Consider the following 26,071-nt stretch of genomic DNA (forward strand, 5'->3'; position numbering starts at 1 on the left):
GCGTGCCCGCTTCTCACCCGTCGCTACGACCGGTAGGATCTTAATAGTTTCTACTATGTTTTGATTCCAATAGAAACAACACACGTCCCTGAATAACACGGGACGTGGTACAGCCGTCCGGTCGGTCGATCTGTCGATGTCTCGTTCGATAATTGTCGATATCGAGCACGAGAAAAAATGAGTTAACTGTCTCGAATACGATCGTGGCAGTACGGCCCACGGAGCAACGATGCCAGGAAACTACGATCTAGTAATCGTCGGCGGCGGGATCAGCGGCGCGTCGCTACTGTACACGACCGCGAAGTTCACCGACATCGAGTCCATAGCGTTGATCGAGAAGGAGTCGGAGGTCGCCGCGATCAACTCCCACCACACGAACAACTCTCAGACGCTCCACTTCGGGGACATCGAGACCAACTACACGCTCGACAAGGCCGAGGAGGTCAAGGAAGGCGCGGAGCTCCTCGCCGGCTATCTGGAACACCACGACCCCGAACGCGAGATGCACGCCAAGCGGAGCAAGATGGTCCTCGGCGTCGGCGAGGAGGAGGTGTCCGAACTGGAACACCGGTACGACGACGAGGGCTTCGGGGATCTGTTCCCCAAACTGCGACCGATCGATCGCGAGGAGATCGCGGACCTCGAACCCGCGGTCGTCGAGGGGCGCGATCCCGAGACCGAACTGCTCGCGCTCCAGACGCCGGACGGTTACGTCGTCGACTACGGCGAGACGACGAAGTCGTTCGTCGAGCGCGCAGCCGAGGAAGCGAGCGTGGACGTCTACACCGGGACGGAAGTCACCGACGTCACTCCCACGGTCGACGGCTACACGCTCGCGACGAGCGACGGCCGCTTCGACTGCGACGCGGCGGTCGTCGCCGCGGGGTCACACAGCCTCCAGATCGCGAAGGACCTCGGATACGGGGAGGACAAGGTGTTGCTCCCCGTCGCCGGGAGCTTCTTCCTCGCAGACGATCTGTTGAACGGGAAGGTGTACACACTCCAGATGAAGAAGCTCCCCTTCGCCGCCGTCCACGGCGACGCGGACGTCCACGACCCGAGCGTCACGCGGTTCGGCCCGACGGCGAAACTCGTCCCGGAACTGGAGCGCGGTCGCGTCTCGACGGTGACGGACTTCCTCGACGTGTTCGGGCTGAACGCGGCGGCGGCACTCAGCTACGCGAACGTCCTCTCGGATCGGGTCCTCCTCCCCTACGTCCTCCGAAATCTCGTCTACGACCTCCCCGAGGTCGGGGCGCGGCAGTTCCTCCCGCACGTCCGGAAAGTGGTCCCGAACGTCGGGATCGACGACATCGAACGCGCGAAGGGGTACGGGGGAATCCGCCCACAGATCGTCGACACGTCGGAGCGCTCCCTCGACATGGGCGAGGCGAAGATCGTCGGTGACGACATCATCTTCAACGTTACGCCGTCGCCCGGGGCGTCGACGTGTCTCAAGAACGCCATGCGGGACACGCGGACGATCCTCGACTTCCTCGGCGGGGAGTACGAGTTCCACGAGGCGGCGTTCCGCGCCGACACCATCGACCACTTTCCCCGCGAGGGCTCCATCGACGGCTCCGCCGCGGCCACCGCGGACGAGGCCCCCGCCACGGACGACTGACGCCGTCCGCAACACGTGAGTCGGGTACCGGTAACGAGCCGTTCGAGATGAGGACGGTCGGCGGTCCGACCGTCCGATCCGTGTCGTCGCTCGACCCGACTCTTTTTGTTGGTGTCATCCTTACGGCGGGTGACACGGGAGTCGCTCGTCGTGACCCAGGATACAACACCGACCGACGCCGGGATCGATTCGCTCGTCGAGGAGGCGGTCGACACGCTCCGGACGTTCGAACTCACCGAGTACGAGGCGAAGAGTTTCGTCGCCCTGATGCGCCTCCGCGAGGGGACGGCCAAGGAAGTGAGCGACGTGGCCGACGTGCCACGCGCGCGCATCTACGATAGCATGGACACGCTCCAGGATCGGGGACTCGTGAGCGTTCAGGAGTCGAAGCCACGCCGCTTCCGGGCGGTCTCGCCGCGCGAGGCGGTCGACCTCGTCGAGCGCGAGTGCCAGGACCGCCTCGACCGCCTCGGCACTGTCCTCCCACGCCTGGGCTCGCCCGACCGGTCGACGAGCGCGGGCGACGTCTGGACGATGGAGGGCGAGGCCGCCGTCGCCGAACGGATCGCGACCCTCGTCGGCACCGCCGGGGAGGAGGTGTTGCTAGCGGTCGGCGTCGAGACCCTCCTCGCCGACGACGTCGTCGACGCACTCGCCGACGCCGCCGGCCGCGGCGTCGACGTCGTGGCCGGATCGCCCGGCGAGCCGATCCGTGACCGTCTCGCCGACGCCGTCGACGGCGTCGACGTGGTCGAGACGTGGACTTGGTGGGAGTCGTTCCCCATCGAGACCGGCGCGGTCACGAGCGTCCTCATGGTCGACGGCGACGCGTTGCTCGTCAGCGCCGACGGCGCGACGGACCTCCCTGGCGTCCGCAAGCACCGCGCCATCTGGACCGACAGCGCCGACGCCCCCGTCGTCGGCCTGATGCGGCCGTTGATCGCGACGGCGATCCGCGGCCCGAGCGACTAACCCGACTCTCCGGGAAAGGTGCCGTCCTCGACCGCCCGTCTGTACGCCGCCACCGCTTCCTCCATCTCCTCGCGCACGTCGCCGAACTGCTCGGCGAAGGGTGGTGCGGACTCCGAGAGCCCGATCACGTCCGTCACCACGAGCACCTGGCCGTCCGTATCCGGCCCGGCACCGATACCGATGACGGGGATGTCGAGAGTGTCGGTCACCTCGGCGGCCAGGTCGTCCGGGACGTGTTCGAGCACCAGCGAGAATGCGCCCGCCGCCTCGTGGCGACGCGCCAGGTCGAGGATCTCCTCGGCGGCCGCCTCGGTCGTCCCCTGCCGTGTGTACCCCATCTGGTTGCGTCGCTGGGGCGTCAACCCGAGGTGTGCCATCACCGGAACGCCGAGTTCGACCAGCCGCTCGGTCAGATCTATCGTGTGCGGGCCGGACTCGAGTTTGACCGCGTTGGCACCCGCCTCCTTGACCAGACGTCCGGCGTTCTCGATCCCGTCGCGTTCGCTCGTCCCGTAACTCAAGAAGGGCATGTCGGCGACGACGAGAGCCTCTTCGGTCGCCCTGGCGACCGCGCCCGTGTGACTGGCCACCTCCTCTACGGTCACGGGAAGCGTCGAATCGTAGCCCAACACGGCGTTGCCCATACTGTCGCCGACGAGGATCACGTCGACCCCCGCCGCGTCGACGATCCCCGCCGTCGGCGCCTCGTAGGCCGTCAGCATCGTGAGCGGTTCGCCGGCCGCCGACGCCCGCTGGATCTCCTGAACCGTTGGCATCGTCCACAGGTCGACCGCGGGGGAATTAACGATACCCCTCGATGTCGCCCGTTCACTCCCCGTCTCGGACCCCCGCCCCGACTTCCCAGCCGCGGACCAGGGCGGCGAGCCCCCGGTTGACCGGGACCGAACAGTCGAGATTGCCCGCGCGGTCGACCACGTAGCCGTTGATGGCGTCGATTTCCGTTCGGCGGCCGCGGGCCACGTCGCCGTGCATCGACGATCGGTTCCGCGCCGTCGCTCGGGCGACCGTCTCGACGGCCTCTCGTGCGTCCCCGGCCGACAGCGACGCGCCGTCGGCACTGGCGACCCGTGCGACCTCGGCGGCGGCCGACTTCGCGAGGCCGGACAGCGGTGGCTCGGCGACCGCCCCGTTCTCGACGCGGGCGAGGGCGGTCACGGGGTTGATCGCGGCGTTGATCGCCAGTTTCTCCCAGAGCAGTCCGCGGGCGTCCGTCGTCGCGTCAGCGTCGAGACCCGCCGCTGCGAACGCCTCGACGACCCGTTCGGCGGTCGCGGCGTCGTCGGCCGGTCGCCACGGGCCGACGGTCACCCTTCCGCGGCCGAGCCACTCGACGTGTCCGGGGTCGCTCGATCGTGCCCCGAGGGTCGTCGCGCCGGCCAGGACGGGCGCGTCGAGGTGGTCGGCGAGAACGTCCTCGTTGCCCATCCCGTTCTGGAGCGAGCAGACGGCCCCCACGTCGCCGGTCGCCAGGGCGCGGGCGGCGGCCGCCGTGTCGTACGCCTTCACCGTCACCACCGCGAGGTCGGCGTTCGCACCGGTTCCGTCCGTCGTCGCCGCCGGTCGCGTCTCGAACGTCTCGACCCCGGACACTCGGAGGCCGTCGGTCCGCACCGCCTCGACGTGTGGATCACGACCCACGAGGGTCACGTCGTGGTTCCTCGCGAGCAGTCCCCCGACGAGGCTCCCGAGGCTACCCGCGCCGAAGACGAGTACGTCCATCGGTCGAATCTGTGCGCCCAGCCCCGGACGCTTTTCGGTTTTCGTCCCCCCGCTTCGCACGGTCTATCAGTATCAAAAGAGATAATTCTGCCATCAGATACTTATACGAAATCCCCATTTACCCGAACAATGGCGACAACTGAAGAGCAGTCGACGCCCCCCGCGTCGGCGGTGCGACACCGTGAGACCATCGACTGGTCACGGAGGGAACCGGTGAGTTCGGCCGTCCTGACGTCGGTCCAGTCGGTCGACGGTCGATCACCGCAGGAACTCGACCCGCTCGCACACTACGTCGACCCCGACGCTCTCGAGGCACTCTTCGCCGGAAGCGACGGTGAGTCGACGTCTCGCCACTTCTCCTTCGAGTACGACGAGTACATCGTCCACGTCGACGGCGCTGGACACGTCTCGATCTGCTGAGCGCACGGCCCCTTCTACGGTTCGACGCCGTCGGCCAGCACCCGCCCCCTGAGATACGCGTCGAGTTCCCGCCGGACGGCCGCGATGTCCGCCGCGTCGTCCGTGGTCGCGCGCCGGACCGTCCCTCCGCTCATCACCGTCAGCACGAACTCGGCGACCGCTTCGGGATCGACCGGTCTGTACGCCCCCTCCTCGATGCCGCGCTCGACGATTCCCGCGAGGTCGCGTCGGAACCCCCGGTCGTTCTCCGTGAAGTAGGTTCGAAACACCTCGTTGTGCGGTGCCTGTCCTCGCAGTTCCACCATCACGTTCGTCAGTTCGGACCGTTCGGCGTCGAGGTCCGTCGCGAGGACGAAATCGAGGACGGTCCGGAGGCTGGCGTGAGCGTCCGTCGTGGGTGGCTGTGCCATCTGGGATTCGAGGTGGTCGAGCAGGAACTCCAGTAACTCCACTAGCACCGCGTCCTTGCCGTCGTAGTGCTGGTAGATGAGCGACTTGCTCTTGGGGAACTCCTCCCCGATCCGCTGGATCGTCAGGTTCTCGTAGCCGTGCTTGGTCAGTGCCTCGTAGGTCGCCCGCATGATCACCGTTCGGGTCTCGTCGGCGGTGTCGTCTCCGAAGGGGCTGTCGAACGCCACGGTGACTGAACATTCATTCACAACATATATAACTCGTTCCCTCTACCGTTTTCCTATACGCGCCCGGCACGCGGTCCCCCGCCGGGCACACGAACGTTCCAAACCGAGGACCTCCCATCCGGAGCCTCCCAACTCCCACACACCATGTCATCCCCCTACCGGACCACGTTTCTCGTCGCACTCGTCGTCGTCTCGGCCGTCGCCGCCACCGGCATCGCCGCCGGGCAGTCCTCCTCGGGCACCGTCATCGGTCGCCCGAACCTCGACCTGTACACCTCGACCTCGGAGGTCGAACCCGGGACCGAGACCGAACTCGACCTCGTCCTCTCGAACGACGGACGACTGAGCCGCGGCGGTCCCTCCGAGTACGAGACCCGCGTCACCACTGCCCGCGCCACGTCCATCGAAGTCGAAGACGGGAACACGCCCTTCGAGATCAACACCGGGCGCGTGGCCGTCGGTGACGTGCCACGCGGAACCACCACGGCCGACCCCGTTTCGATCACGGTCCCCGAGGACGTCGAGCCCGGTCGGTACCGGATCCCGGTGACCGTCTCCTACGTCCACACCGTAAGCGTCGAGTACAGTTCGGTCGGTGCCCCCAAGTACAACGACATCTCACGCGAGGAGACCCAGTACGTCACTGTCCGGGTTCCCGACGATTCCCGGTTCGAACTGCGAGGTTCGGCAACGACCGCACAGATCGGAGACACCGGGTCGTTCTCGGTCGAGGTCGAGAACACGGGCACCCGAACCGCCCGCGACGCGAGCGTCGTCCTCTCCTCGGGGACGGACGAACTCACCTTCGGGAGCGATTCCGAGTCGTCGACCGGCTACGTCGGCGTGTGGGAGTCCGGGACCAACGAGACGGTCGACTACACCGTCTCGTTCGACGACGACGCAGCACTTCGGAACTACAGCCTGACCGCACGCATCGAGTACGAGGACACTGACGGCATCGAGCGCACCTCGAAGTCGATGACCGTCGGCTTGCGCCCCACCCGCGAACAGTCCTTCACCCTCCGCGACACCGAGGCGACCCTACGCGTCGGCGAGGACGGGACGTTCCAGGGGACCGTCGTCAACGACGGCCCGGACGCGATCCGTGATCCCGTCGTCGTGCTCCAGTCGTCGAACCCGAACGTCGACGTCGAGTCCAGCGAGTACGCACTCGACGACCTTGCCCCCGACGAGCGCGGCGACTTCGCGTTCGACGTGTCGGTGAGCGACGCCGCGAGCGCCAGCACCCAGCAGTTCAACCTCTCGGTGCGCTACCGCAACGACCGCGGCGATACCCGGCGCGGCGACCCGCTCAACGAACGGGTCGTCGTCGAACCACGTCGCGACCGGTTCAGCGTCGACGCGGTCAACCGGACCGTCGTCGCCGGGGAGTCCACGACGCTCGAACTCCGTGTGACCAACGAGGGCGACGACCCCCTGCGGGACGTGGAGGCGAAGGCGTTCGTCCAGGCCCCGCTGAGCAGCGGCGACGACGAGGGCATCCTCTCGACGCTCGCCCCCGGCGAGTCGAAGACGATCGTCATCGGCCTCGCCACCGGGAGCAACGCCCTGGAGAAGTCCTACCCGGTCTCGATCGACTTCCAGTACGAACTTCCGGACGGTGACACGCGTGTCTCCAGCACCTACCAAGTGCCCGTGACGGTCGAACGTCAGCAGTCCGGCGGCTTCCCGTTCTTGCCGGTCACGCTCGGTGCGGCCGCCGTCGTCGCCGTCGGCCTGTTCGCCTGGTACCGTCGCGACGGGGGCGACTGACCGCGCGTGTCCCCCCGCTCCGACCCCTGGTTTCTGGTCGACGCCCAGCCGTTCATCGACGCCCTGGACGCGTGGATCGTCGACCGGCCCGTCCGGGTCGTCCTCCTCTTTCTGGTCGTCTCGGGCGTGTTCGCCCTCGGCCTCGGTGGTGGCGGCACCGACTCCGGCACCGACCAGTTCACCGAGGACGTCCCCGCCGAACAGGCGCTCCGGGAGGTGAACGACAACTTCGAGCGAACCACCTTTGACGACGACACCGGCACGACACAGTTGATCCAGTCGGGGGCGAACGTCCTCTCGAAGCCCGAACTCCTGCGGATGCTCCGGGCCCAGAACCGCCTCACCGACCACGAAGACCTCCAAGTCGCCGGGACGACGAGCGTCGCCCGAGCGGTCGCTCGCACCCTCGATCCCTCCGCCGACTCCATCGACGACGAGATTCGGGCGGTCGAACGGGCGACGCCCGCCCAAATCGACCGCGCCGTCCGGACGACCGTCGACGACAACCCGGGGCTCCGGGCCGTCGTCAGCGAGGATTACAACGCCCGTTCTGCCTCGGCCTCCGCGACGATCGGCACGGTCACCCACCGTCTCCCCAGCGGGACGAGCGAGGGTGCGGGCACCAGCGGGTCCAGTCCGCTCACGCCGATCCAACTTCAGGCACAGAACGTCGTCGCCTCGGTCGGCGGCGACATCACCGTCTTCGGCAGCGGCATCACGAGCGAGGAACTCGGCGACGTGATCAACGACTCGCTCGCGCTGGTGATTCCGGCTGCCGTCGCGCTCATCCTGCTCTTCTTGATCGTCGCGTACCGTGACCCGATCGACCTCCTCCTCGGCCTCGTCGCGCTCGCGATGGCGATGCTCTGGACCTTCGGCTTCATGGGACTCGCCGGCATCGCCTTTTCGCAACTGCTCATCGCCATCCCGCCGCTCCTGCTCGCGGTCGGCATCGACTTCGGTATCCACGCGATCAACCGCTACCGGGAGGAACACGTCGGCGACGTGAGCGTCCGCGGGGCGATGCGTGTCGCCACCGACCAACTCGTCGTCGCCTTCTTCATCGTCACCGGGACGACCGTCCTCGGCTTCGCAGCCAACCTGACCAGCGGCCTGAGTTCGATCCGCGAACTCGGCATCGTCGCCGCCGTCGGTATCGTCTTCACCTTCCTCGTGTTCGGCGTCTTCCTCCCGGCGGCGAAGGTACTCGCCGACTCGTGGCGCGAACGCGTCGGACTCCCCGAGTTCGGATCGGCGGCGCTCGGCGACGAGAAGTCCCTGCTCGGGCGGATCCTCCCCGTCGGCGTCCACATCGCCCGCACGGCCCCGCGGCTCTTCCTCGTCGTCGTCCTCGTCTCGACGGCGGTGATGGGCCAGTACGGGGCGGGCGTCGACAGCCGGTTCACCCAGGACGACTTCCTCCCGCCCGAGGAGCCACCGGCGTATCTCGACTACGTCCCCGAACCCTTCCGTCCGGGCGACTACACCGTCACCCAGACCACCAACTTCCTGGAGCGGAACTTCCAGACCGGCGAGGAGGACACCACGACGGTCTACGTCGAGGGTCCGTTACACCAGGACTACGCCCTCGAGGCGATGTGGCGCGCCGGGGATGATCCGCCACCGAGTTTCGTCGCCGACGGCGGTCACGCCCGTGAGACGAGCATCGTCACCGTCATCCGCGACTACGCCGAGCGCGACCCCGAGTTCGCGGCGCTGGTCGCACGCAACGACCGGAACGACAACGGCGTCCCGGACGACAACCTCCGGACGATATACGCCGCCTTGCTCGACTCGCCGGCGCGGGACCGCGCGCTGAACTACATCACCGACGACTACTCCAGTGCGCGCATCCAGTACTCGGTCGAGGCCGACGCGACCCAAGAGGAAGTGACCGACGACACCCGACAGGTCGCCGACCGGATGCGCTTCGAGGCGACCGCGACCGGCGGCGTGATCGTCCTGAAGGCCGTGTCGGACGTGATCGGCGAGTCGGCGTTCCGGAGCCTCGTGATCGCCCTCGTCGCCGCGGCCGCCTTCCTGGTGCTCGTGTACGCCGTCCTCGAAGGCCGTCCATCGCTTGGCCTCGTGAACGTCCTGCCCATCGCCGTCACCGTCGCCGCGCTCGCCTCGACGATGCGGTTTCTGGACATCCCGTTCAACGTCCTCACGGGGACCAGCCTCTCCATCGCCATCGGCCTGGGAATCGACTACTCCGCGCATCTCCTCCATCGGTTCGTCGAGGAGTACGACGCCTCGACCGACGTGGACGACGCCCTCTTGGAGACCGTCCGCGGCACCGGCGGTGCGCTCACGGGAAGCATGCTGACGACCGTCTCCGGACTGGGTGTGCTCTGGCTGGCCATCTCGCCCATCCTCGGCCAGTTCGGGCTCCTGATCGCTCTCAGCGTGCTCTACTCGTATCTCGCTTCGATTCTCGTCCTCCCGACGACGCTCGTCCTCTGGGATCGATACGTCTCTTTGGGGCCCGGTCGCCTCTCGACGACTGCCGGTCCCGGATCGACCGCGGACTGATCCAGTATCACTCCTGAGAACCCGACGACCGATTTTATTAGGAGGTGGCGCGAACGACGGGGTAACGACCATGACGTCCGCATCGACCACGCCGACCGTGTGTGTGACGAACTCGACAGGCTCGAACGCGAACTCGACTCGGCCGTCGAGTCGTTCGACGACACCGACTTCACCGTCGCCTTCCGGGAACTTCCCAACGGTAGTCCGGTCGACTCCACCGAGGGGTGAGCCGACTCAGCGGACGACCGTCACGGGGACCGACGACCGCCGCACGACCGTCTCCGCCACGCTCCCGAGCAACACCCGACTGACGCCCTCTCGGCCGTGGCTACCGATGACGATGCCGTCGATTTCGTTCTCCTCGGCCCACTCGACGATGGCACGGGACGGCATCCCGACGACCGTCTCCCGCCGGACCGTCACCCCGTGTTCTTCGGCGCGGGCTTCCGCCTCGTCTAACACCCGTTCCGTCCGATCCTCGGCGCGTTGTTGGAGGTGATCGAACGTACTCGGCGCGGCGTCTACGGACCCGTAGCCGATGTCAGTCGGATCGACGACCGAGAGAATCGTCAGGTCCGCGTCGGGATACTCCTCGAACGCGAAGTCGAGTGCCGCGTCCGCGGGATCCGATCCGTCGACCGGCACCAGCAGTCGTTTCGCCATACGACCGACTCCGTGCGACGCCATTGTAAGCGTGGGGGGTGACTCTCGTCTCGCAGGAACCCAGCCGACACCGTCCCCGGCCACACACCGCTGTCGATCGTCGGCTCCGACGCAGGATAGTCAGGTTTTCGTAGGGTGGCCCGTATCCTCGGGTATGGGAAGCCATCGTTCCGTCTCGCGACGCGGGTTCCTGACTGCCGTCGCGGGCACAGCGGTGACGGCCGCCGCCGCCGGGACCGCGACGGCGCAGGCGTCGTTCGACGGCTGGATGAGCGACGTGGGCAACTACAGTGAGGTCGCCGACTCGACCGGACAGGACGAGGTGACGATCACCGTCGGTGCCGAAGCCAACGGTGGGAACTTCGGGTTCGGCCCCGCGGCCGTCCAGGTCGATCCGGGGACGACCGTCGTCTGGGAGTGGAACGGCGAGGGTGGCCAGCACAACGTCGTCGCCGAGGAAGGCGGCGACTTCGAGAGCGAACTCACCGCCGAAGCCGGGTTCACGTTCGAGCACACCTTCGAGGAGGCGACCGTCGCCAAGTACTTCTGTCAGCCCCACCGCGGCTTGGGGATGAAAGGCGTCGTCGTCGTCGGCGACATGCCCGACTCCGGCGGCGGTGACGGTGGTGGCGGAGGCGGCGGTGGCAGTAGCAGCGCTCCGGCGATCCCCGACAGCGCGAAGTCTCTCGCGGTCGCGCTCACTAGCGCCCTCGTCTCGGTGCTCGCCCTCGCGTACTTCTTCATCCGCTACGGCGGCGACTACGGCGAGGAGTTCGAGAGCGCCTGACGCCCGGCACGGCGGGGCTACCTTCACCCGACGGGTGTGACACCCGTGATTTCGAATCTGGCGCCGCCGTCGCTCCCCAATCCGACGTCGACCTCCCAGCCGTGGGCTTCGACCACCTCTCCGACGATGGCCAGACCGAGACCCGTCCCGTTCGCCTTCGTCGTGTACCCCGCCTCGAAGATCCCTTCGCGCTCCTCGGGGGCGATCCCCAGGCCGTCGTCCTCGACGTAGAAGCCGTCGTCGAGGTCGCCGACCGTGACGGTCAGGTCCGATCCACCGTGCTCGACGCCGTCGTCGGATCCAGTCCGGCTTTCGGTGGAACCGTGTTCGACGCTATCACCGGCGCGCTCCGCGTGCCGGTTGTCCGTTGAGCCGTGCTCCACACTATTCCGAAACAGGTTCTCGAACACCTGTTGGAGTCGGCTCCGATCCGCCACGATCACGCCGTCGGCTTCGCAGCGGAGCGTCGCCGAGCCGGTCACCACGTTCGCCCAGCATCCCTCGACGACGGCGTCGAGGGCGACCGGTTCGGTGTCGACGTCACTACGCCTGCCGGTGAGTGTCAGGAGGTCGTCGATCAGGTTCGCCATCCGATCCAACGCGGTCGCCACGGCCTCGACGTGGGGGCTGTCGCACTCCCGACGCATCCCCTCGATCCGCCCGCTGGCGACGTTGAGCGGGTTCCGGAGGTCGTGTGAGACGACGCTCGCAACCTGTTCCAGCCGCTCGTTCTGGCGTTCGAGTTCCCGCTCCCGTTCGACCCGTTCGGTGATGTCGCGTGCGGTCGATAGGATCGCAGCCTCACCCTGATAGGTGATCAGCGTGGCGTTGATCTCGACCGGCATCTCCTCGCCCGACTTCGTCCGGTGGACCGTCTCGAAAGTCGTGATCCGATCCCGCGAGAACGAGTCGACCCCCTCGGCCACGTCGGTGGCGTCCATCTCGGGGTCGATGTCGGCCGGATGCATCGACAGCAGTTCCTCGCGGTCGTATCCGAGACGGTCGACCGCAGTCTCGTTGACCGCCACGAACCCGGTGTCTTCCCTTCCGACGAACACCGCGTCCGGGATGGACTCGAACAGGTCGCGGTACTCGGCGCGTGATCGTTCGAGTTCGCGCTCCTGTCGACGCCGCTTGGTCACGTCGAGTAGCGTTCCCATGATTGCCGGATCGCCGCCGTACTCGATCCGGCCGCCGTGCACCTCGAACTTGATTTCGGAGCCGTCCTTGCGCTCGCCCCGGAGCGTGTACCGCAGATCCTCCACTTCACCCGACTCGCGGCGCCGGAGGTTCTCGCGGAGCGTCTCTCGGCCGTCCTCGACCACCACGTCGAACGGCGTCACGTCCGAGCGCATCTCTTCTTGGGTGTAGCCGAACATCGCCGCGAGCCGCGGGTTCACGTATTCGAACTCGCCGTCTTGGATGATGTAGACGCCGACGAGGTTCTGCTCGACCAGCCGCCGATACTTCGCCTCCGACTCGCGCAGGTCGGTCTGCATCTCGATTCGGTGAAGGGCACTGGCGACGTCGGTGCCGAGTTCCTCGAGGAGTTCGCGCTCGGGATCACCGATCGCACCGGGAGCGACCGCCCGGACCGACAGGACGCCGTAGGTCCCCTCCACGTGTGCTAGTGGGACGGTCACGACCGCCCCGCCGGTCACCGCCGTCGTGGCGACGCCGTCCGCGTCCCAGGCGACGGCCGACTTCCACGCAACGTCGCCGTCTCCTGCCGGTGTGACGGCTTCCGATCGGACGGCTCCGTCGGCTCCGATCATCGCTCCGGCGTACGGGTCGGACTCGACGAGACGCTCACAGACGGACCGCTCGACTGCCTCGGCGCTGTCGGCCCTGACGAGCGACCGGTTCACGTCTCGAGCCAGTTCCCGGATGCGTTCGAGTCGGTCGGCACGCTCCCTGTTCCGGCGCTTCGAAACCGCCCGGACGATCCGGTTGGCGAGCAGCGCGTACTGCTCGGTTCCGTGGCTCTTCCGGACGTAGTCGGTCGCCCCGGCGGAGATGGCTTGGCTCGCGGTGGCCTCGTCCCCCTCACCGGTGAACAGGATCACGGGGAAGTCGGGCCGGCGTTCGCGGACGGCCCGGAGCAGTTCCAGTCCGTCCATCCCCGGCATCCGGTAGTCGGTGATCAGACAGTCGAACGACCCCTCTTCGAGGCGAGCCAGTCCACGCTTCGGGTCCGTCTCGGTCGCCACCTCGAGCCGGCTATCCTCCCGACCGAGTACCTCCGCGGCGACCGCCGTCAGATCGGAGGCGTCGTCGACGAGCAAGACGTCTATCGTGTCCGGCATTGGTCCACGTTACCACGTATTTCCTAGTCGGTATTCACTGTTGCGGGTTCATCAACTCTCGGCGTGATCGACGAGGTCGATCGCCCGGTCGACGGCGTCGACGGCACTCGTCCCGAAGACGTACGTGATCGGTTCGATCCCGAAGGCACCCTCGTGGTAGGCGACTCGGGGGACGCCGTCCGCGAAACGGTCGTCGAGACGGGTCCGTCGGTCCTCGTAACCGGCGTCGAACGCAACGACCTCCATCCCCTCCGGGACCGCCGCGAGGAGGTGATCGCTCGTGGCGAGGTTGACGGCCCCTCTGACCGTGGGGTCGGCGTCCGCGGCCGCGAGGAGGGTCGTCGCGACGTGGTGTGACGCTCCGAACTCCGGATTCGACGGCACGTTGAGTCCGCCACGCATCGCGTGGATACGACCCGGAACTGCCGCCACGTCGGTCTCGTCTTCCGCCTCCGGGAGTGCCATCGCAACGTTCGTCCCGACGTTCGGGACGTGAGCAGCCACCTTCGGGGCGTTCGACAGTCGGCGGACGGCGTGTCGCACGTTCGACAGGGTTTCGCGCTCGGCCTGGACCGCCCGGTCGCGGCCGCGCACGCACAAATCACACCCCATCCCCGCGAGTGCCGGCATCTCCTCCTCGTGGATCGCACAGATCGGTCCTCGGTCCTCGAACGCCCACACGAGTTCGAGCAGTTCGGCCAGCGCCTCGTAGTCGTCCATCGTCCCGGCGTCGAACCCGTCGGCGATCCGTTCGACCGTCGCCCTTGTCCGCGCGTCGTCCACGAACCGCTCCTCGCCACCCTGCTCCCCCGACAGATACTGGCTGACTGCCGCCTGTGAGACTCCGAGTCTGGTCGCAATCTCTCGCTGCGAGAACCCCCGATCGGCGAGTTCCGCCGCCAGCATCGATCTGATCGTCGGCAGAAATCGCTCGACGACGATTTCGCTCGGCAACTGGATCGTCACGGTATCACCGTCCGCTCGCGTTCCATGGTCCCCACTCGGAGCGCCGGGAGTTATATGTCCGCCACGCGCTGTCGGCGATCCGTCACGTTTAGACGATGGGTGATCGTACGCCACCTCGATGCAGCCCGTATCCTTCGACGCGGCGGAGACGTACGAACCGGACGAGGGTTGGCGACGCGTGTCGATGGCCGGAAGCGACCGGTTCAGCTTCGAGTGGTTCGAGAAGCCGCCGGGTCACTCCTCGTCGATGCACGACCACGAGAACGAACAGGTCTGTCTGGTGTTGGCGGGTGAACTCACCGTCTACACCGAGGACGACGCGGTGACGCTGGACCAGTACGACTCCGTCTATCTGGAGCCGTGGGAGTCCCACCGCGTCGAGAACACCGGCGACGAGCGTGCGGTCGGCCTCGACGTCTTCGCTCCGGGGCGGTCGTTCGACTTCTGGACCGAGCGGGAGTGAACTCCCCTCCACGTGGTGCGTCACGGACGAGCGGATCGAAAGTGCCGCGCCCGCGTGGTCTCGAAGAGTTCTCGTCGGCCCCGAAGAGATAATATCTCAAGGTATTCTATAAATATGATATATCTTGGAGATCGGATCGCACTACGCCACCCCGACGCTCCAGCACCACCGTTCGCCCAACGTCCGCCTCGTTCCGGTCGATACGTCCTCGGGGGGCATCGATTCGGACGTCGTTCGCTCCTGAAAACCGCGGTAACGATCGATTTGGGCCCGAACTGGGACGACGCTGATCCGAAGTCGTCGCACGTCCGAACCCGAACGGTGACAACGGCGTATTCACGGAGGGTACAGTGTCTCTGGACGACGTACGTCGCTTTTGTCCCCTTCTGATCGGCGATGCCGGCCGTCCGAGACCGTCCCAGACAGGGACGGTGTCCATCTTGACGCTTCTGTACGGAGCGGGGCAGATTCGAATATATTATATCTGATAGTTTATGGGACTATACCGATATCGTATGAATATTGCCGTACCGAACCGCGGTGTCACTAGCCGTCACGATCCCCCGACCCCTCGTGGGGAAGCACGCCCTGGGGCTCCCGACGGAGTCACGCCGAGTGCGTCCCGTCGTCGATCGGTCCGTTCGATAACGGAGAACGAAGCTCGCACCGGAGGCGTGGCCTCGGACCGATCGATCCGATCGCTTCGAGACGGTCGCGGACAGAAAATAACATACATATGCTTGTTAGTCACTCGCTTCGACGACGGCGGAGTGCCGACTCGTCCGTTCGAGAAATACAAACGCCTGTTTTCCCCGCGAGACGGTCGTCCGTGCCAGCGAGTCTCCGTCCTCGTCTCTCGATAGCGACGGAGTCGTTCGAGCGGTGCGAACGACGGAAGGCATCGCCGGTGCCCGTCACCGTCCGTCGAAGCCTGCGAGTCGTGCCGTCCACTCGGCGTCCTGATCGGTGACGATTTTACCTCCGTCGGTCGTTTCGGAGTCGGGCGTCCCCTGCCCGGACGACCGGCCGTTCGATCCAGTGTCCCCACGCTCGACCACGACGATAGACGCTACGCTCGATGCTGCCTCGTGCAGGTTACCGAACAGTCGCCTCACTCCGTCGCTGTCCGCGTCGAACGCGACCACGCGGTAGCGAAGACAGCCCGGACCACAACCCCGTCGGGTGGGTTCGCAACCCGTCACGTCGTGAGTACGGTGGCCGAGGACGCCGATCAGGGGCGACCGGTACGTCGGTCTCTCCACCCGGCCGCGCCTCTCGGAGCGTGGTAGCTCGAGTGTGTGGAGTCGTCGACGAACCCGGAGTCCGTCCCCGCGCGAAAAACACGGAACTCACCGGCGACGGATGTGCGCTCGGCACCGGTACCGTCCGTCACCACCCGCGGCCGCACGGTCGGCGTCGTGGTCGACTCAATCCGCCGAGGGGGTTCCCGTCTCCGAGAAGTAGTTGGCGGTCTGTTCGTCGAGGTCGAGCTTCCGGAACAGGGTGTACGCGACGAAGCCCACGGGGAGGCCGATCATCCACGAGAGATCCATCATCAGGAGGCTCGCCCCGGATCCGACGAGGACGCTCGCGACGGCAGTAACCGAGATGCCCCGGATGAACCAGAACTTCGAATCGCGACTCTTGTCGTACAGCGAGCTGATCGAGGTGTCTTCCGCACGGAAGAGCCAGTAGTCGGCCAGCAACACGCCGAGCACCGGTCCGAGGGGGACGGAGTACGCGTTGATGAACAGGAAGTAGATCTCGCCACCCGAGAACAGCACCCAAGGGAACGACGCGACGGACAGGATGCCCGTGATGACGAGCCCCTGTTCCCACGAGACGTCGACCGCGTCCTGTAGCACGTGAACGGGTGGGACGATGTTGAGTGTGAGGTTCGACGAAATCTGCGCGGCGAGGACGAACACCAGCATCGCGACGCCGATCAGCGGACTCGGTGCCACCTCCATGATCGCGTACACCGGATTCGCGGTGTCCGTCGAGATACCGAAGATGAGGCCGACGAGCGCCATGTACATCATCGCCGGCGCGATGCCGAGCAGGTGGCCCCAGACGTGGTTGCCCAGTCCCCGCCGTTTCTCCAGGTGTCGACTGATGTCGGCGGCGTTGAGCGCCCCGGTCAGCGCCGTCCCGACGTGTGCGGCGACGATGGTGAAGAAGGGTAGACCCCAGGTCCCGCCGTAGTTGAGCGACTCCGTCGCGAGCCCCTGTGTCGACACGACGACGTACACGGTGTACGCAAGGAGGACGATGATCACGCCCGCAACGATGGAGTCGAACCACTTGATCGACGTGATCCCTCCCCACGCCAGACCGATGTTCAACAGCGTGAACAGGGCGAAGTATGCCGGAACGTTGCCGAAGCCCCAGAGGGTCGTCGTGATGCTGTTGATCGCCAGTGCACCGATCCAGTTGCCGATTCCGAGCCACCCGATAGCCGGGATGACACGGACGATGTTCGGGAGCAACGAGCCACGGATCCCGAAGGCCGCTCGTGACTGCGTGACGAAGGGGATTCCTTTCTTGTACCCCCACACGCCGTTCACGACGAAGAAGATGGCCGACGTCGTGGCACCGATGGCCATCGCGATGGCGGCCTGAAACAGGTTGAGCGGTCCCTGCGGGTGGACGGCGAAAAACGCCGTCGCGAATGTGTGTTATTCCACTCGCAGCGACACGGTCACGACAACGTTTTTATCTCGCGGCCTCGACCAACGAGCGTGATGGACACGGAACTGCTCGGGCGGACGGCCCGGATCGAGGTGCGGAACGTCGGTGGTATCGACGAGACGGCCGTCGAATTCGATCCCGGTATCACGGTCCTGACGGGGCGGAACGCGACGAACCGGACGTCGTTGCTCCGGTCGATCATGGCCGTCATGGGAAGCGACGACGCATCCCTCAAAGCCGACGCCGACGACGGTCGGGTCGAACTCACCGTCGGTGGCGACGCCGGCGAGCGCTACGTGCGAACGTTCACGAGGACGAACGGAGCGGTGTCGACCGGTGGTGAGCCGTTTCTCGACGACCCGGAACTCGCGGATCTGTTCGCGTTCCTGCTGGAATCCAACGAGGTCCGCCGCTCGGTCGCGAGAAGCGAGGATCTGCGGGAACTTATCATGCGACCGATAGACACCGACGCGATCCGTGCCGAGATCCGGGAACTCGAACGCGAGAAATCCAGAATCGACGACGACCTCTCCGCGCTCGACGACCTGAAAGGTGACCTGCCACAACTCGAACGGGAGCGAAATCGTCTCGAAACCGACATCGAGGAGAAGCGGGCAGAACTCGCGGCCAAAGAGGACGAGATCGAGACGCTGGACGCCGACCTCGACGAGACGAGGGCGGAACAACGGGAACTCGAATCGCGACTCGACGACCTACGCGAGAAGCGATCGGAGCTGGAACGGGTTCGGTCGGACATCGACCTCCAGCAGGATAGCATCGAGTCCCTCACGGCCGAACGGAGGGAACTGGAGGCCGAGCGCGACGACCTTCCCGACGCGCCGATGGGTGACCACGCCGACATCGACGAGGAGATCGAGCGACTGCGCGAACGCATCGAGACGCTCGAACGCGAGGTGAGCGACCTCCAAGACGTGATTCAGTTCAACGAGAACCAGCTCGACGAGACGGGGTCGGTAACGGCACACTTGGACGAAGGCGGCACCCCCACCGACGCGCTCGTCGACGAGACGGTGGCCTGTTGGACCTGTGGCTCCACCGTCGAGACCGAGCGGATCACGAGTACGCTCGACCAACTTCGGGACGTCCGCCGGGAGAAACTGGAGACGACCCGGACACTCGAGTCCGAACTGTCCCAACTGAAAGAGGAGCAACGCAAGTACCAAAAACAGCAGCAGCGCAAGGAGTCGCTGGACCGCCAACTCGACGACATCGCGGTCGAACTCGAGGATCGCGAGACGCAACTCGACAGCCTGCGCGAGGAACGCGAGCGACTCAACGCCGACGTCGAGGAACTCGAATCGGAGATCGAGACCCTAGAATCTGACGACTTCGACGGTATCCTCGACCTCCACAAGGAGGCGAACCAACTCGAGTTCGAACTCGGCCGACTCGAATCGGATCTCGACGACGTGATCGAACGGATCGGTGACGTCGAGGAGCGACTGGCCGAGGAGGACCAACTCCGTTCCCAGCGCGAAGAGATCGACACGGAGCTTCGGAACCTTCGGACACGAATCGATCGGATCGAGGCGAACGCCGTCGAACAGTTCAACGACCACATGGGATCCGTTCTCGATATCCTCGGCTACGACAACCTCGAACGAATCTGGATCGAGCGGGTCGAACGCACCGTTCAGGAGGGTCGCCGGAACGTCCAGAAGACGCTGTTCGAGCTTCACATCGTCCGGAGCACGGACAGTGGCGCGACCTTCGAGGACACGATCGATCACCTCTCCGAGAGCGAGCGCGAGGTGACGGGTCTCGTCTTCGCGCTCGCGGGCTATCTCGTCCACGACGTGCACGAGACGGTTCCGTTCGTGTTGCTGGACTCGCTGGAGGCCATCGACTCCGAACGCATCGCCGCGCTGACCGAGTACGTCGCCGAGTACGCCGAGTTCCTCGTCGTCGCGTTACTCCCCGAGGACGCCCAGGCCCTCGACGACACACACACTCGTGTGACGGAGATCTAGCCGTCGCGCTCGCAGTCACAACCCCCGCGTTCGAGTAGTTCGACGATACCGTACTGCGAGCCACAGTCCTCACAGAGCACGTCGACGTCGACGAACAGACGGAAGGTGCCCAGTGTGAGCCGATCGGTCGACTGCAGGCGTTCCAGACTCCCCTCGGTGACGGACCGCAGCCGGGAGCGGAGCCGCTGGATCGTCTCGCGGACGCTCCGCACCCGGTCGCTCGCGGACGGCGAGTCGTACTCCGCGTCCCGATACTCGGTCAGATACGAGCGGATGGCCTGGTACGAGACGAAATCCCGCTCGAGTCCGTCGACGTCGACGCCGTCACGTTCCAGTCGGGTACGCGCTTCCGTCCGCATCCCGCTGCTCACGTCATCGGCAGTCAGGAGACGATACAGGTTCTCGATCTCGCCGTCCACGGTCGACGCGCCGGCGGACAGCAACGCGCGTTCGAGGAGCCGTCGGTTGAACCGGTCGGCTAGGTCTCGGAGGCTCTCGCGCTCCTCCCCATCAGCGGTCCAGCGACGCTCGAGTTCGTCGCCGAACGCGACGCCGAGGTCGTACTTCTCGAGTAGTCGGGCCACTTTGTTCGATTTCGGTCCCGACTCGGTTCGGTCCTCGTCTGTCACTGCACGCAAATAGCGCGATCCGAGTATATAAAATGTGCGTGCAGTGTATCGACGATTCGACCGAGCCCAGCGAGGGAGCGAGTGCCCGAGTATCACCCCGACCTATCGGATTCGAACACAAAATAGAATATCTATATGTTTGGATCGCGACGCTCGGCGACCGGGACGGAGCGCCAAACCGTCGCGTTCGATGCGGGACGTCGATCGGTCCGTCGGCAGCGACACTGCTTTTCCGTTGGATCGTACGTCGCCGCTCGAATCGGGAATCAACCGACCGATACGGCGATATCTTGGGAGCAGACGCCGTCGGTTCACTTCTCACGAACGGTGGTTGGGGAACTCTTCGGGTTCGGACGCGTCGCTGTCGGCCGGACCGTATAAGACATATTGAATTTGGCAGTACGATCTACTATATTGTTTCTGATACGATCGTCGGCGGGACCCATCGTCGCCCGTTTGCGCTCGTTCGCCGCCGTCCGTCGACCCCGCTCACTCGAGGTAGCCGTGCTCTTCGAGTTTCGACTCCGCGTGTACGAAATTGACGAGACACCCGACAGCCGGATATCGTTCGGCGAAGTCACGAATCCACTCCACGGTATCCGCCGATCCGAACCCTTTCAGTATCGATACGACCTCCGGCTTGCGGCGTTCGACCGCTTCGACGACGTCGTCGTCTACCCGGTCGTCGACCGCCGCCGCGTAGGTACGGTGTTCGTCGGATTCCCACATCGCCTCGAACTGGTTGAATAGGTCCAGCGACTCGTAGTACTCGTGGTAGTCCCGTACCACGGGGTCGACGCTCCCGAGGAGCGCCGATCGGTCGTCGAACCCACTCCGTTCGACGGAGAGGTCCCCGTTCGCCAGTGCGCGTTCGAGTTCGTCCGTCACGCGCCCGGCCGTCACGCCGTCCGGTTTGTCCAACTCCTCCATCGCTATGGAATCGTCCCCCGATCCGAGGCGGTCGTGGATGTTATCGACGATATCGAACAGCACGGACCACGCGTTCGCGGGGTCGATTATTATATTTTACTCTACTTATCGACCGGTCCGGTGGTGGCTCGGGTATCGTCTCAGGCTGACGAGTCGAGTGTTGTCGACCTTTCACCGGCCGAGGTTCGGCCTGCCCGATCGAGTCGCCCGTAATTATATATCGCGACATACGATTTATCGGTCCGCTCACGCAAGCGTGTAGATGTGTTCTTCGTACGTCCGGCGGACGCGGTCCCCCCAGTCGTGGGTGTAGGTGTCGATGACGTCGCTGGCGACGTCGCCACGGAGGTACTTCACGATGCCGCGGTCGCCGGCCCGGTCCCGGAGGTGGGTGGTGAAGAAGTGACGGAAGTAGTGGGGTGTGACGTTCTCCTCCGCGCCACCGCCCTCGCGGTGCCAGCCACGCTCGCTCGCGTGGCCCTCGACGATGTGGTGGACGACGTGTGGTGTGACACGTTCGCCCCACCCGTCGCCGGTGCTCACGAAGAGCGGCTCCGCCTGCGAGACGGGATCCGGCCGGATCGCCAACCAGCGGACCAGCGACCGTCGCAGTTCCTCGTCGACGGGAATCACCGTCGCCCGCTTGCGCTTGTTCGCCGCCGTCCGTCGCTCGCCGTCGATCTCGTCGCCGACGGCACGGTCGGCCGCGACGAACAGGGCATTCCCCCGGCCGTCCAGTTGGGGGCGGACCGACACGTCGATTCGGTCCCGCGTCGTCGGGATCGAGAGGTCTCGGAGATCCAGATTGCACAGTTCACCCACTCGGACGCCGGTTTTGAGCATCGTCAGTAGGAGCGTCCGATCCAGCGGGTGATCGATCGAAGCGAGGAAGTCGCGCATCTCGGGAATCGATATCTCCCGTCGGGTCGGGTCGGTGTTGATGCGTTCGTCCATCTCTTCGACGACGAGCGTCATCGGGTTGGACTCGAAGGTCCCGACCTGTGTCATGTACGCGTAGAACCGGTGGAGGTACGCGGCGTAGGTCGCGACGGTGCTCTCGGCGACGGAGTTCCGGAGACGGTGAATCCACGCCATGCAGTCCCTGTGTTCGGCGTTCGCGGGGTCGTCGACGCCGCGCTCCTCGGTGAGGAACGTCTCGAACTCCCGGAGGACACGCTCGTAGGCCTGCTTGGTCCGGTCGGTCTTGCCGTGGTAGGTCATGTCCTGCAGGAAGTAGCCCACGGGGTCGGCATCGCTCACGGCTCCTCCCGCAGAACGTACCCCGTTCTCTCGTGGGTGACGACGTTTCGCTCTTGGAGGGCGTCGAGCGCCGACTCCAGTCGGTCCTCGGTGTCCTCCGTGAATCCCTCGACCAGGTCGTCCCACGAACGGCCGTCCTCCGGGTCGAGGAGTTCTTTCACCCGGGGTTCGAGTGCCGAAGTCGGTGCTTTACCGGATTCCTCGGATTTCGCCGCTGCGGCCGGTCGCTCGGGCACCTCGAAGTCCCGCCGCCCGGCCTGCACCATCGTCCGGACGAACTCGCTTTGACTCATGCCGAGACGGTCGGCGTGTTCCCGCCACCGCTCCTTCTGGTACGGTGGGACGTACGTCTTCACCGCGACGCTGTCGTCGTCTCCCATGACTTGTCCCTCGGACGCCGATCACTTCAAAGTAGTCCCACAGACGGAGATAAGGGTCTTTAGATGTGATAGCGGGGCTATTTTTTGCCGGACAATTTTGATATATTTGTGTAATTAGTACTGGCTCAGATAGTGGATGTGTCTACTCTCACAAATACAATTTTCTCACGAACTCCTCTGGATCACGCCACTCGTTCGACGAGCGACGGGTCGTCGACCGTCGGATCGTTCACCCGCGTCGAGACCGGGTGGGCGGTCAGGTCGTCCGCGGGATACGGGTCGAGGAGGTCGAGTGTCTCGTCGACGGAACCGTGGAGCCACGTCGACTCCGTTTCGGGGTCGAGGATGACCGCCATCCGGTGGTGGAGGTCGGCGATCAGGTCGTTGGGCTTTGTCGTCACGACCGCGAAGGTGTCGACGGGATCGGGGTCGGCCGACGCACTGCCGTCCCCGAACTCTCCCAGTCCCGTCTGGCGGGTCGGTGGCTCCCACCGCGAGTGGATCCCGGCCATCGCGAACGGTCGGTCGTCTTCGAACGCCACTCGGTACGGTCGTTTCCCTTCGTCCCGATCGACCCACTCGTAGAACCCGTCCGCCGGGACGAGACACCGCCGGTGTTCGACTGCGTCCGCGAAACTCGGCTTCTCCGTCAGCGTCTCCGCGCGGGCGTTGATCAGGTCCGTCGACGCCTCGTCGGCCCACGGCGGGATCAATCCCCACTGGTGATCGCATATCCGATCCGGGTCGTCGCCGGTGATCACCGGGAGGGCCTGACCGGGCGCGCAGTTGTACCGTGGGTCGAGGTCCGGCGTCCGCGTGTCGAACCGTTCGGCCAACTCCGCCGCGGGCGTGAACAGGGTGTACCGACCGCACATACCACGCCCTTGGGTGGCGGCGGCATAAACCGGTCGGCGACGGCCCGTGCCCCACGAATAATAAACTCTATACCGCTATACGAATAGCGATGGTCTCGTTCATGCATGTGCCGGCAGACCGTGACGATTCGATCCTCCGACATACCGACAATACTGGGTACGCGATCTTTGCAACGAACCGCGACAGCGTGACGCCAGTTGATGCGGAAGGCTTAGTGAATCGATATTCGGAAAGATGCGACGCTGGGGTTGAATACAAAATAATCAAGTCGCTGATACCATCGATTGCTTCTACAGACTACCGGATGCGGTTCTTTACGTTCGTGTTCAGCTGCCTGCTGCACAATATGTGGCGTGTCGTCGATCATTCACTGAAAACACTGGCTAGTGAGCAATTGATGACTACGGCCGCGGGCCACACGAAGACCGGCTCGAGACGGTCCTCCCGTTGGCGGATTTTCTCGCATCCTCAGTCATCTTGATTTTCCGGGATACGTGGGATCCGCTTGACGACCTGGCCTAACAATTCGGCATATGCTTCTGAATCGGTAGCGCCAGCTGTCTTCTGAAATCGTATTTTTGTTTCTTATATCAATTTTATGACTAATGTGGCGTCCATGAACGCCTAACGTCGTCCCGGATACTGTCGAGATCGTGAATCAACCAGAATATCGGGCGGATTGTTTGTAGTCCAGCCTATCCTCCGAACCCATGGTTCATCGAACGGAGACCCCGCGTTCGTAGGCTGCCTGCGTTGAGGGACCAGACGCGTTCGCCGGTGGGCGCAATCGTCTCGATCCCTGGTCCCTTTTGACAGAAGCTGACAATCCCCATCCGAGATATATCCCCGCAAGACCGTGGTCGTGGTATGAGATCACCCGACAAGACACGGCGCAGATTCATTCAGGTGACGAGCAGTACCACACTCGTCGGACTCGCGGGATGTACGGGAGGCGGGGATACCGACGGGAGTCAGCCCGACACGGAGGCGGATACCGAACAGACGGAGGCACCGTCGGACGAGGAGGGCGAGGAGGGCGACCAACACGAGGAGGAACTCCCGGATGGAGTCTCCGAGGAAGAGTTCGAACAGGGGCCAGTCCCACAGGTCTACCAGTCCTCAGTGTCCCTGGGCGGTGAGGATCGACAGGGCGACAACCTCACCCCGAAGGCGGACGTACAGTTCTCGGAATTCGACGAGGCACGGGAACGAGACGCACACCAGCCGGGCACCTGCTGTGCAAACTGTGCGGACTTCATTCCGGACAAAAACGGCGACACGTTCGGTGCCTGTGCGGAGGTCCACGGCTACATCGACGGGGCGGACTGGTGTACGGTGTACGAATCATTGCCGGAACCCTCGGTCCCCGAGGGCATGAACGAAGACGAGCTAGCCACGGCCGAGGTTCCGGACGAGTATCGAACGGCATCCTCGCAGGGGGGAGAGGAACGCGTTCTCGAGGAGTTGCTCACACACGAAGAAGTGAGCCTGACAGAATCGGTCGAAGCGATAGCCGACGGGATGGCACAACCGGGACAGTCCTGCGGGAACTGTGCCGAGTTCATCCCGGACAAAAATGGAGACGGATGGGGCGCTTGTGCGAAAGTCGAAGGATACATCGCGATCGAAGACTGGTGTAGCCTCTGGGAGCACGTCAGCGCAGAGCACGAGGAGTAACCGGCGCTCTCGACCGGCGACGCCGGTCGGGACTACGTTGCGGGGCGGCCATTTATCGAGAGGTAGAGCACGACGAATCCGAGCATAAACACGAACGACTCGATGGCGTGTATTTCGGAGAGTGTGAGCGGGACCACCCGCAGTAGGAACGATTCGATGCCGAGTCCGGCTCCGAGAATGGCGAATCCGATCATGGTATACTGGAACGTCTCCTCAGCGGTCCGTCGATACGCCCGGTAACTCGTGGCCGTGATACTGAGAGAGAGGAGAACCGCCACGATCCGGCTGAGAAGGAGGATCGAATCTATGAGCATGTGTGGAGTGTCATTCCTGTAACTCGTCCCAAATGCTGATGAACTGGTCGACGTCGTCGTCGTCTCTCTGCACGGCGATATCTACGTCTTTCGAGTCGGGGTGGATACTGATATCGATCTCGTTGATGGTCGAAACGTACACCGTGTACGGGCCTTGCTCTCCCGGGCGTGTCATCGTAGAAACGAGATCGGCATCCTCGAGAGCCTCGAGGCGACGATAGACCGTCTTTAACGAGGTCTCGCACCGTTCGTGTATGTCCTGGGCTGACCGGGGACTGTCCGAGACGAGACCGAATATCTCACGCGCCGTTTCGTCTGCGAGGACGCTGAACAGCCGGTCTGTCTGTATGCTGTCCATAATTTTTACCAGGCATATTGACACGGATCCACATACGTTTTGCGTACGTTCCCCTATCGGCCGTCGGCAACGACGCCC

Annotated in this window: 24 protein-coding genes and 1 pseudogene; 10 read left to right on the top strand and 15 right to left on the bottom strand. The window is 64.9% G+C overall.

The window, feature by feature from the left end; all coding sequences use genetic code 11:
• The first annotated feature begins 229 nt into the window (after window positions 1–229).
• Both NBT81_RS07315 and NBT81_RS07320 read left to right on the top strand, forming a co-directional pair.
• On the top strand, window positions 230–1,624 hold the full coding sequence (locus NBT81_RS07315; protein WP_338742156.1) for an FAD-dependent oxidoreductase: 1,395 nt from the start codon (window positions 230–232) through the stop codon (window positions 1,622–1,624).
• Window positions 1,625–1,774: 150 nt separating this feature from the next.
• On the top strand, window positions 1,775–2,596 hold the full coding sequence (locus NBT81_RS07320) for a TrmB family transcriptional regulator (protein ID WP_338742157.1): 822 nt from the start codon (window positions 1,775–1,777) through the stop codon (window positions 2,594–2,596).
• Here NBT81_RS07320 and panB read toward each other — a convergent pair.
• The gene (gene panB / locus NBT81_RS07325; protein ID WP_338742159.1) at window positions 2,593–3,372 is read right to left on the bottom strand and encodes a 3-methyl-2-oxobutanoate hydroxymethyltransferase; all 780 of its coding nucleotides are present in this window, start codon (window positions 3,370–3,372) and stop codon (window positions 2,593–2,595) included. The genes NBT81_RS07320 and panB overlap by 4 nt on opposite strands.
• A gap of 52 nt (window positions 3,373–3,424) precedes the next feature.
• Window positions 3,425–4,336: a ketopantoate reductase family protein gene (locus tag NBT81_RS07330; protein ID WP_338742160.1), complete on the bottom strand. Its 912-nt coding sequence runs from the start codon at window positions 4,334–4,336 to the stop codon at window positions 3,425–3,427.
• 129 nt (window positions 4,337–4,465) lie between these two features.
• Here NBT81_RS07330 and NBT81_RS07335 point away from each other — a divergent pair, with 129 nt between their 5' ends.
• Window positions 4,466–4,756: a HalOD1 output domain-containing protein gene (locus NBT81_RS07335; RefSeq protein WP_338742161.1), complete on the top strand. Its 291-nt coding sequence runs from the start codon at window positions 4,466–4,468 to the stop codon at window positions 4,754–4,756.
• 14 nt (window positions 4,757–4,770) lie between these two features.
• Here the strand turns inward: NBT81_RS07335 and NBT81_RS07340 are convergent, their stop codons facing one another.
• On the bottom strand, window positions 4,771–5,394 hold the full coding sequence (locus tag NBT81_RS07340) for a TetR/AcrR family transcriptional regulator (RefSeq protein WP_338742163.1): 624 nt from the start codon (window positions 5,392–5,394) through the stop codon (window positions 4,771–4,773).
• 144 nt (window positions 5,395–5,538) lie between these two features.
• Between NBT81_RS07340 and NBT81_RS07345 the strand changes: the two genes are divergently transcribed.
• From NBT81_RS07345 to NBT81_RS07355, 3 genes are all read left to right on the top strand, one after another.
• The gene (locus NBT81_RS07345) at window positions 5,539–7,167 is read left to right on the top strand and encodes a sialidase (RefSeq protein WP_338742164.1); all 1,629 of its coding nucleotides are present in this window, start codon (window positions 5,539–5,541) and stop codon (window positions 7,165–7,167) included.
• Between the two features lie 33 nt (window positions 7,168–7,200).
• A complete protein-coding gene (locus tag NBT81_RS07350; RefSeq protein WP_338742522.1) occupies window positions 7,201–9,702 on the top strand; it encodes an efflux RND transporter permease subunit in 2,502 nt (833 codons plus the stop codon).
• Between the two features lie 99 nt (window positions 9,703–9,801).
• Window positions 9,802–9,930, top strand: coding sequence for a hypothetical protein (locus NBT81_RS07355; RefSeq protein WP_338742166.1), 129 nt, complete (start codon window positions 9,802–9,804; stop codon window positions 9,928–9,930).
• 6 nt (window positions 9,931–9,936) lie between these two features.
• Here the strand turns inward: NBT81_RS07355 and NBT81_RS07360 are convergent, their stop codons facing one another.
• A complete protein-coding gene (locus NBT81_RS07360; RefSeq protein WP_338742168.1) occupies window positions 9,937–10,365 on the bottom strand; it encodes a universal stress protein in 429 nt (142 codons plus the stop codon).
• A gap of 154 nt (window positions 10,366–10,519) precedes the next feature.
• Here NBT81_RS07360 and NBT81_RS07365 point away from each other — a divergent pair, with 154 nt between their 5' ends.
• Complete coding sequence (locus NBT81_RS07365) at window positions 10,520–11,152, top strand: halocyanin domain-containing protein (protein ID WP_338742169.1); 633 nt, start codon at window positions 10,520–10,522, stop codon at window positions 11,150–11,152.
• Window positions 11,153–11,175: 23 nt separating this feature from the next.
• Here NBT81_RS07365 and NBT81_RS07370 read toward each other — a convergent pair whose 3' ends face one another.
• Together NBT81_RS07370 and NBT81_RS07375 are read right to left on the bottom strand one after the other, a co-directional pair.
• The gene (locus NBT81_RS07370; protein ID WP_338742171.1) at window positions 11,176–13,458 is read right to left on the bottom strand and encodes a PAS domain S-box protein; all 2,283 of its coding nucleotides are present in this window, start codon (window positions 13,456–13,458) and stop codon (window positions 11,176–11,178) included.
• Between the two features lie 51 nt (window positions 13,459–13,509).
• Window positions 13,510–14,424, bottom strand: coding sequence for a thiamine-phosphate synthase family protein (locus NBT81_RS07375; RefSeq protein ID WP_338742173.1), 915 nt, complete (start codon window positions 14,422–14,424; stop codon window positions 13,510–13,512).
• Between the two features lie 118 nt (window positions 14,425–14,542).
• Here NBT81_RS07375 and NBT81_RS07380 point away from each other — a divergent pair, with 118 nt between their 5' ends.
• A complete protein-coding gene (locus NBT81_RS07380) occupies window positions 14,543–14,887 on the top strand; it encodes a cupin domain-containing protein (protein ID WP_338742175.1) in 345 nt (114 codons plus the stop codon).
• Between the two features lie 914 nt (window positions 14,888–15,801).
• On the opposite strand, the gene NBT81_RS07385 is transcribed toward NBT81_RS07380, so the two are convergent.
• Window positions 15,802–16,149, bottom strand: coding sequence for a hypothetical protein (locus tag NBT81_RS07385; protein WP_338742176.1), 348 nt, complete (start codon window positions 16,147–16,149; stop codon window positions 15,802–15,804).
• A gap of 165 nt (window positions 16,150–16,314) precedes the next feature.
• A pseudogene (locus NBT81_RS07390) lies at window positions 16,315–17,520 on the bottom strand (cytosine permease); the annotation flags it as partial.
• A gap of 111 nt (window positions 17,521–17,631) precedes the next feature.
• Here NBT81_RS07390 and NBT81_RS07395 point away from each other — a divergent pair.
• Window positions 17,632–19,569, top strand: a complete 1,938-nt coding sequence (locus NBT81_RS07395; protein WP_338742177.1) for an archaea-specific SMC-related protein — start codon at window positions 17,632–17,634, stop codon at window positions 19,567–19,569.
• Here NBT81_RS07395 and rdfA read toward each other — a convergent pair.
• The 5 genes from rdfA to NBT81_RS07420 all read right to left on the bottom strand — a co-directional run bounded on the left by rdfA (window position 19,566) and on the right by NBT81_RS07420 (window position 23,643).
• Complete coding sequence (gene rdfA, locus NBT81_RS07400; protein ID WP_338742179.1) at window positions 19,566–20,198, bottom strand: rod-determining factor RdfA; 633 nt, start codon at window positions 20,196–20,198, stop codon at window positions 19,566–19,568. The genes NBT81_RS07395 and rdfA overlap by 4 nt on opposite strands.
• A 489-nt stretch (window positions 20,199–20,687) precedes the next feature.
• Window positions 20,688–21,191: a hypothetical protein gene (locus NBT81_RS07405; protein WP_338742180.1), complete on the bottom strand. Its 504-nt coding sequence runs from the start codon at window positions 21,189–21,191 to the stop codon at window positions 20,688–20,690.
• A 183-nt stretch (window positions 21,192–21,374) separates the two neighbouring features.
• The gene (locus tag NBT81_RS07410) at window positions 21,375–22,349 is read right to left on the bottom strand and encodes a tyrosine-type recombinase/integrase (protein WP_338742524.1); all 975 of its coding nucleotides are present in this window, start codon (window positions 22,347–22,349) and stop codon (window positions 21,375–21,377) included.
• Window positions 22,350–22,384: 35 nt separating this feature from the next.
• Window positions 22,385–22,768, bottom strand: coding sequence for a DUF5805 domain-containing protein (locus NBT81_RS07415; RefSeq protein WP_338742181.1), 384 nt, complete (start codon window positions 22,766–22,768; stop codon window positions 22,385–22,387).
• 182 nt (window positions 22,769–22,950) lie between these two features.
• On the bottom strand, window positions 22,951–23,643 hold the full coding sequence (locus NBT81_RS07420) for an SOS response-associated peptidase (protein WP_338742183.1): 693 nt from the start codon (window positions 23,641–23,643) through the stop codon (window positions 22,951–22,953).
• Between the two features lie 868 nt (window positions 23,644–24,511).
• On the opposite strand from NBT81_RS07420, the gene NBT81_RS07425 reads away from it, so the two are divergent.
• Complete coding sequence (locus NBT81_RS07425; RefSeq protein ID WP_338742184.1) at window positions 24,512–25,321, top strand: high-potential iron-sulfur protein; 810 nt, start codon at window positions 24,512–24,514, stop codon at window positions 25,319–25,321.
• A 32-nt stretch (window positions 25,322–25,353) separates the two neighbouring features.
• Here NBT81_RS07425 and NBT81_RS07430 read toward each other — a convergent pair whose 3' ends face one another.
• Complete coding sequence (locus NBT81_RS07430; RefSeq protein ID WP_338742186.1) at window positions 25,354–25,635, bottom strand: DUF7521 family protein; 282 nt, start codon at window positions 25,633–25,635, stop codon at window positions 25,354–25,356.
• A gap of 10 nt (window positions 25,636–25,645) precedes the next feature.
• Window positions 25,646–25,993: a helix-turn-helix domain-containing protein gene (locus tag NBT81_RS07435; RefSeq protein WP_338742188.1), complete on the bottom strand. Its 348-nt coding sequence runs from the start codon at window positions 25,991–25,993 to the stop codon at window positions 25,646–25,648.
• Window positions 25,994–26,071: the final 78 nt, after the last annotated feature.

The organism is Haloplanus sp. CK5-1 (assembly GCF_037201915.1).
GTDB classification, from domain to species: domain Archaea; phylum Halobacteriota; class Halobacteria; order Halobacteriales; family Haloferacaceae; genus Haloplanus; species Haloplanus salilacus.

Excerpts from the sequence above, each read along its gene's own strand:
- NBT81_RS07315 (WP_338742156.1), top strand. The coding sequence starts at position 230 with ATGCCAGGAAACTACGATCTAGTAATCGTCGGCGGCGGGATCAGCGGC.
- panB (WP_338742159.1), bottom strand. The coding sequence starts at position 3,372 with ATGCCAACGGTTCAGGAGATCCAGCGGGCGTCGGCGGCCGGCGAACCG.
- NBT81_RS07330 (WP_338742160.1), bottom strand. The coding sequence starts at position 4,336 with ATGGACGTACTCGTCTTCGGCGCGGGTAGCCTCGGGAGCCTCGTCGGG.
- NBT81_RS07335 (WP_338742161.1), top strand. The coding sequence starts at position 4,466 with ATGGCGACAACTGAAGAGCAGTCGACGCCCCCCGCGTCGGCGGTGCGA.
- NBT81_RS07345 (WP_338742164.1), top strand. The coding sequence starts at position 5,539 with ATGTCATCCCCCTACCGGACCACGTTTCTCGTCGCACTCGTCGTCGTC.
- NBT81_RS07360 (WP_338742168.1), bottom strand. The coding sequence starts at position 10,365 with ATGGCGAAACGACTGCTGGTGCCGGTCGACGGATCGGATCCCGCGGAC.
- NBT81_RS07365 (WP_338742169.1), top strand. The coding sequence starts at position 10,520 with ATGGGAAGCCATCGTTCCGTCTCGCGACGCGGGTTCCTGACTGCCGTC.
- NBT81_RS07370 (WP_338742171.1), bottom strand. The coding sequence starts at position 13,458 with ATGCCGGACACGATAGACGTCTTGCTCGTCGACGACGCCTCCGATCTG.
- NBT81_RS07380 (WP_338742175.1), top strand. The coding sequence starts at position 14,543 with ATGCAGCCCGTATCCTTCGACGCGGCGGAGACGTACGAACCGGACGAG.
- NBT81_RS07395 (WP_338742177.1), top strand. The coding sequence starts at position 17,632 with ATGGACACGGAACTGCTCGGGCGGACGGCCCGGATCGAGGTGCGGAAC.
- NBT81_RS07410 (WP_338742524.1), bottom strand. The coding sequence starts at position 22,349 with ATGACCTACCACGGCAAGACCGACCGGACCAAGCAGGCCTACGAGCGT.
- NBT81_RS07415 (WP_338742181.1), bottom strand. The coding sequence starts at position 22,768 with ATGGGAGACGACGACAGCGTCGCGGTGAAGACGTACGTCCCACCGTAC.
- NBT81_RS07420 (WP_338742183.1), bottom strand. The coding sequence starts at position 23,643 with ATGTGCGGTCGGTACACCCTGTTCACGCCCGCGGCGGAGTTGGCCGAA.
- NBT81_RS07425 (WP_338742184.1), top strand. The coding sequence starts at position 24,512 with ATGAGATCACCCGACAAGACACGGCGCAGATTCATTCAGGTGACGAGC.
- NBT81_RS07430 (WP_338742186.1), bottom strand. The coding sequence starts at position 25,635 with ATGCTCATAGATTCGATCCTCCTTCTCAGCCGGATCGTGGCGGTTCTC.
- NBT81_RS07435 (WP_338742188.1), bottom strand. The coding sequence starts at position 25,993 with ATGGACAGCATACAGACAGACCGGCTGTTCAGCGTCCTCGCAGACGAA.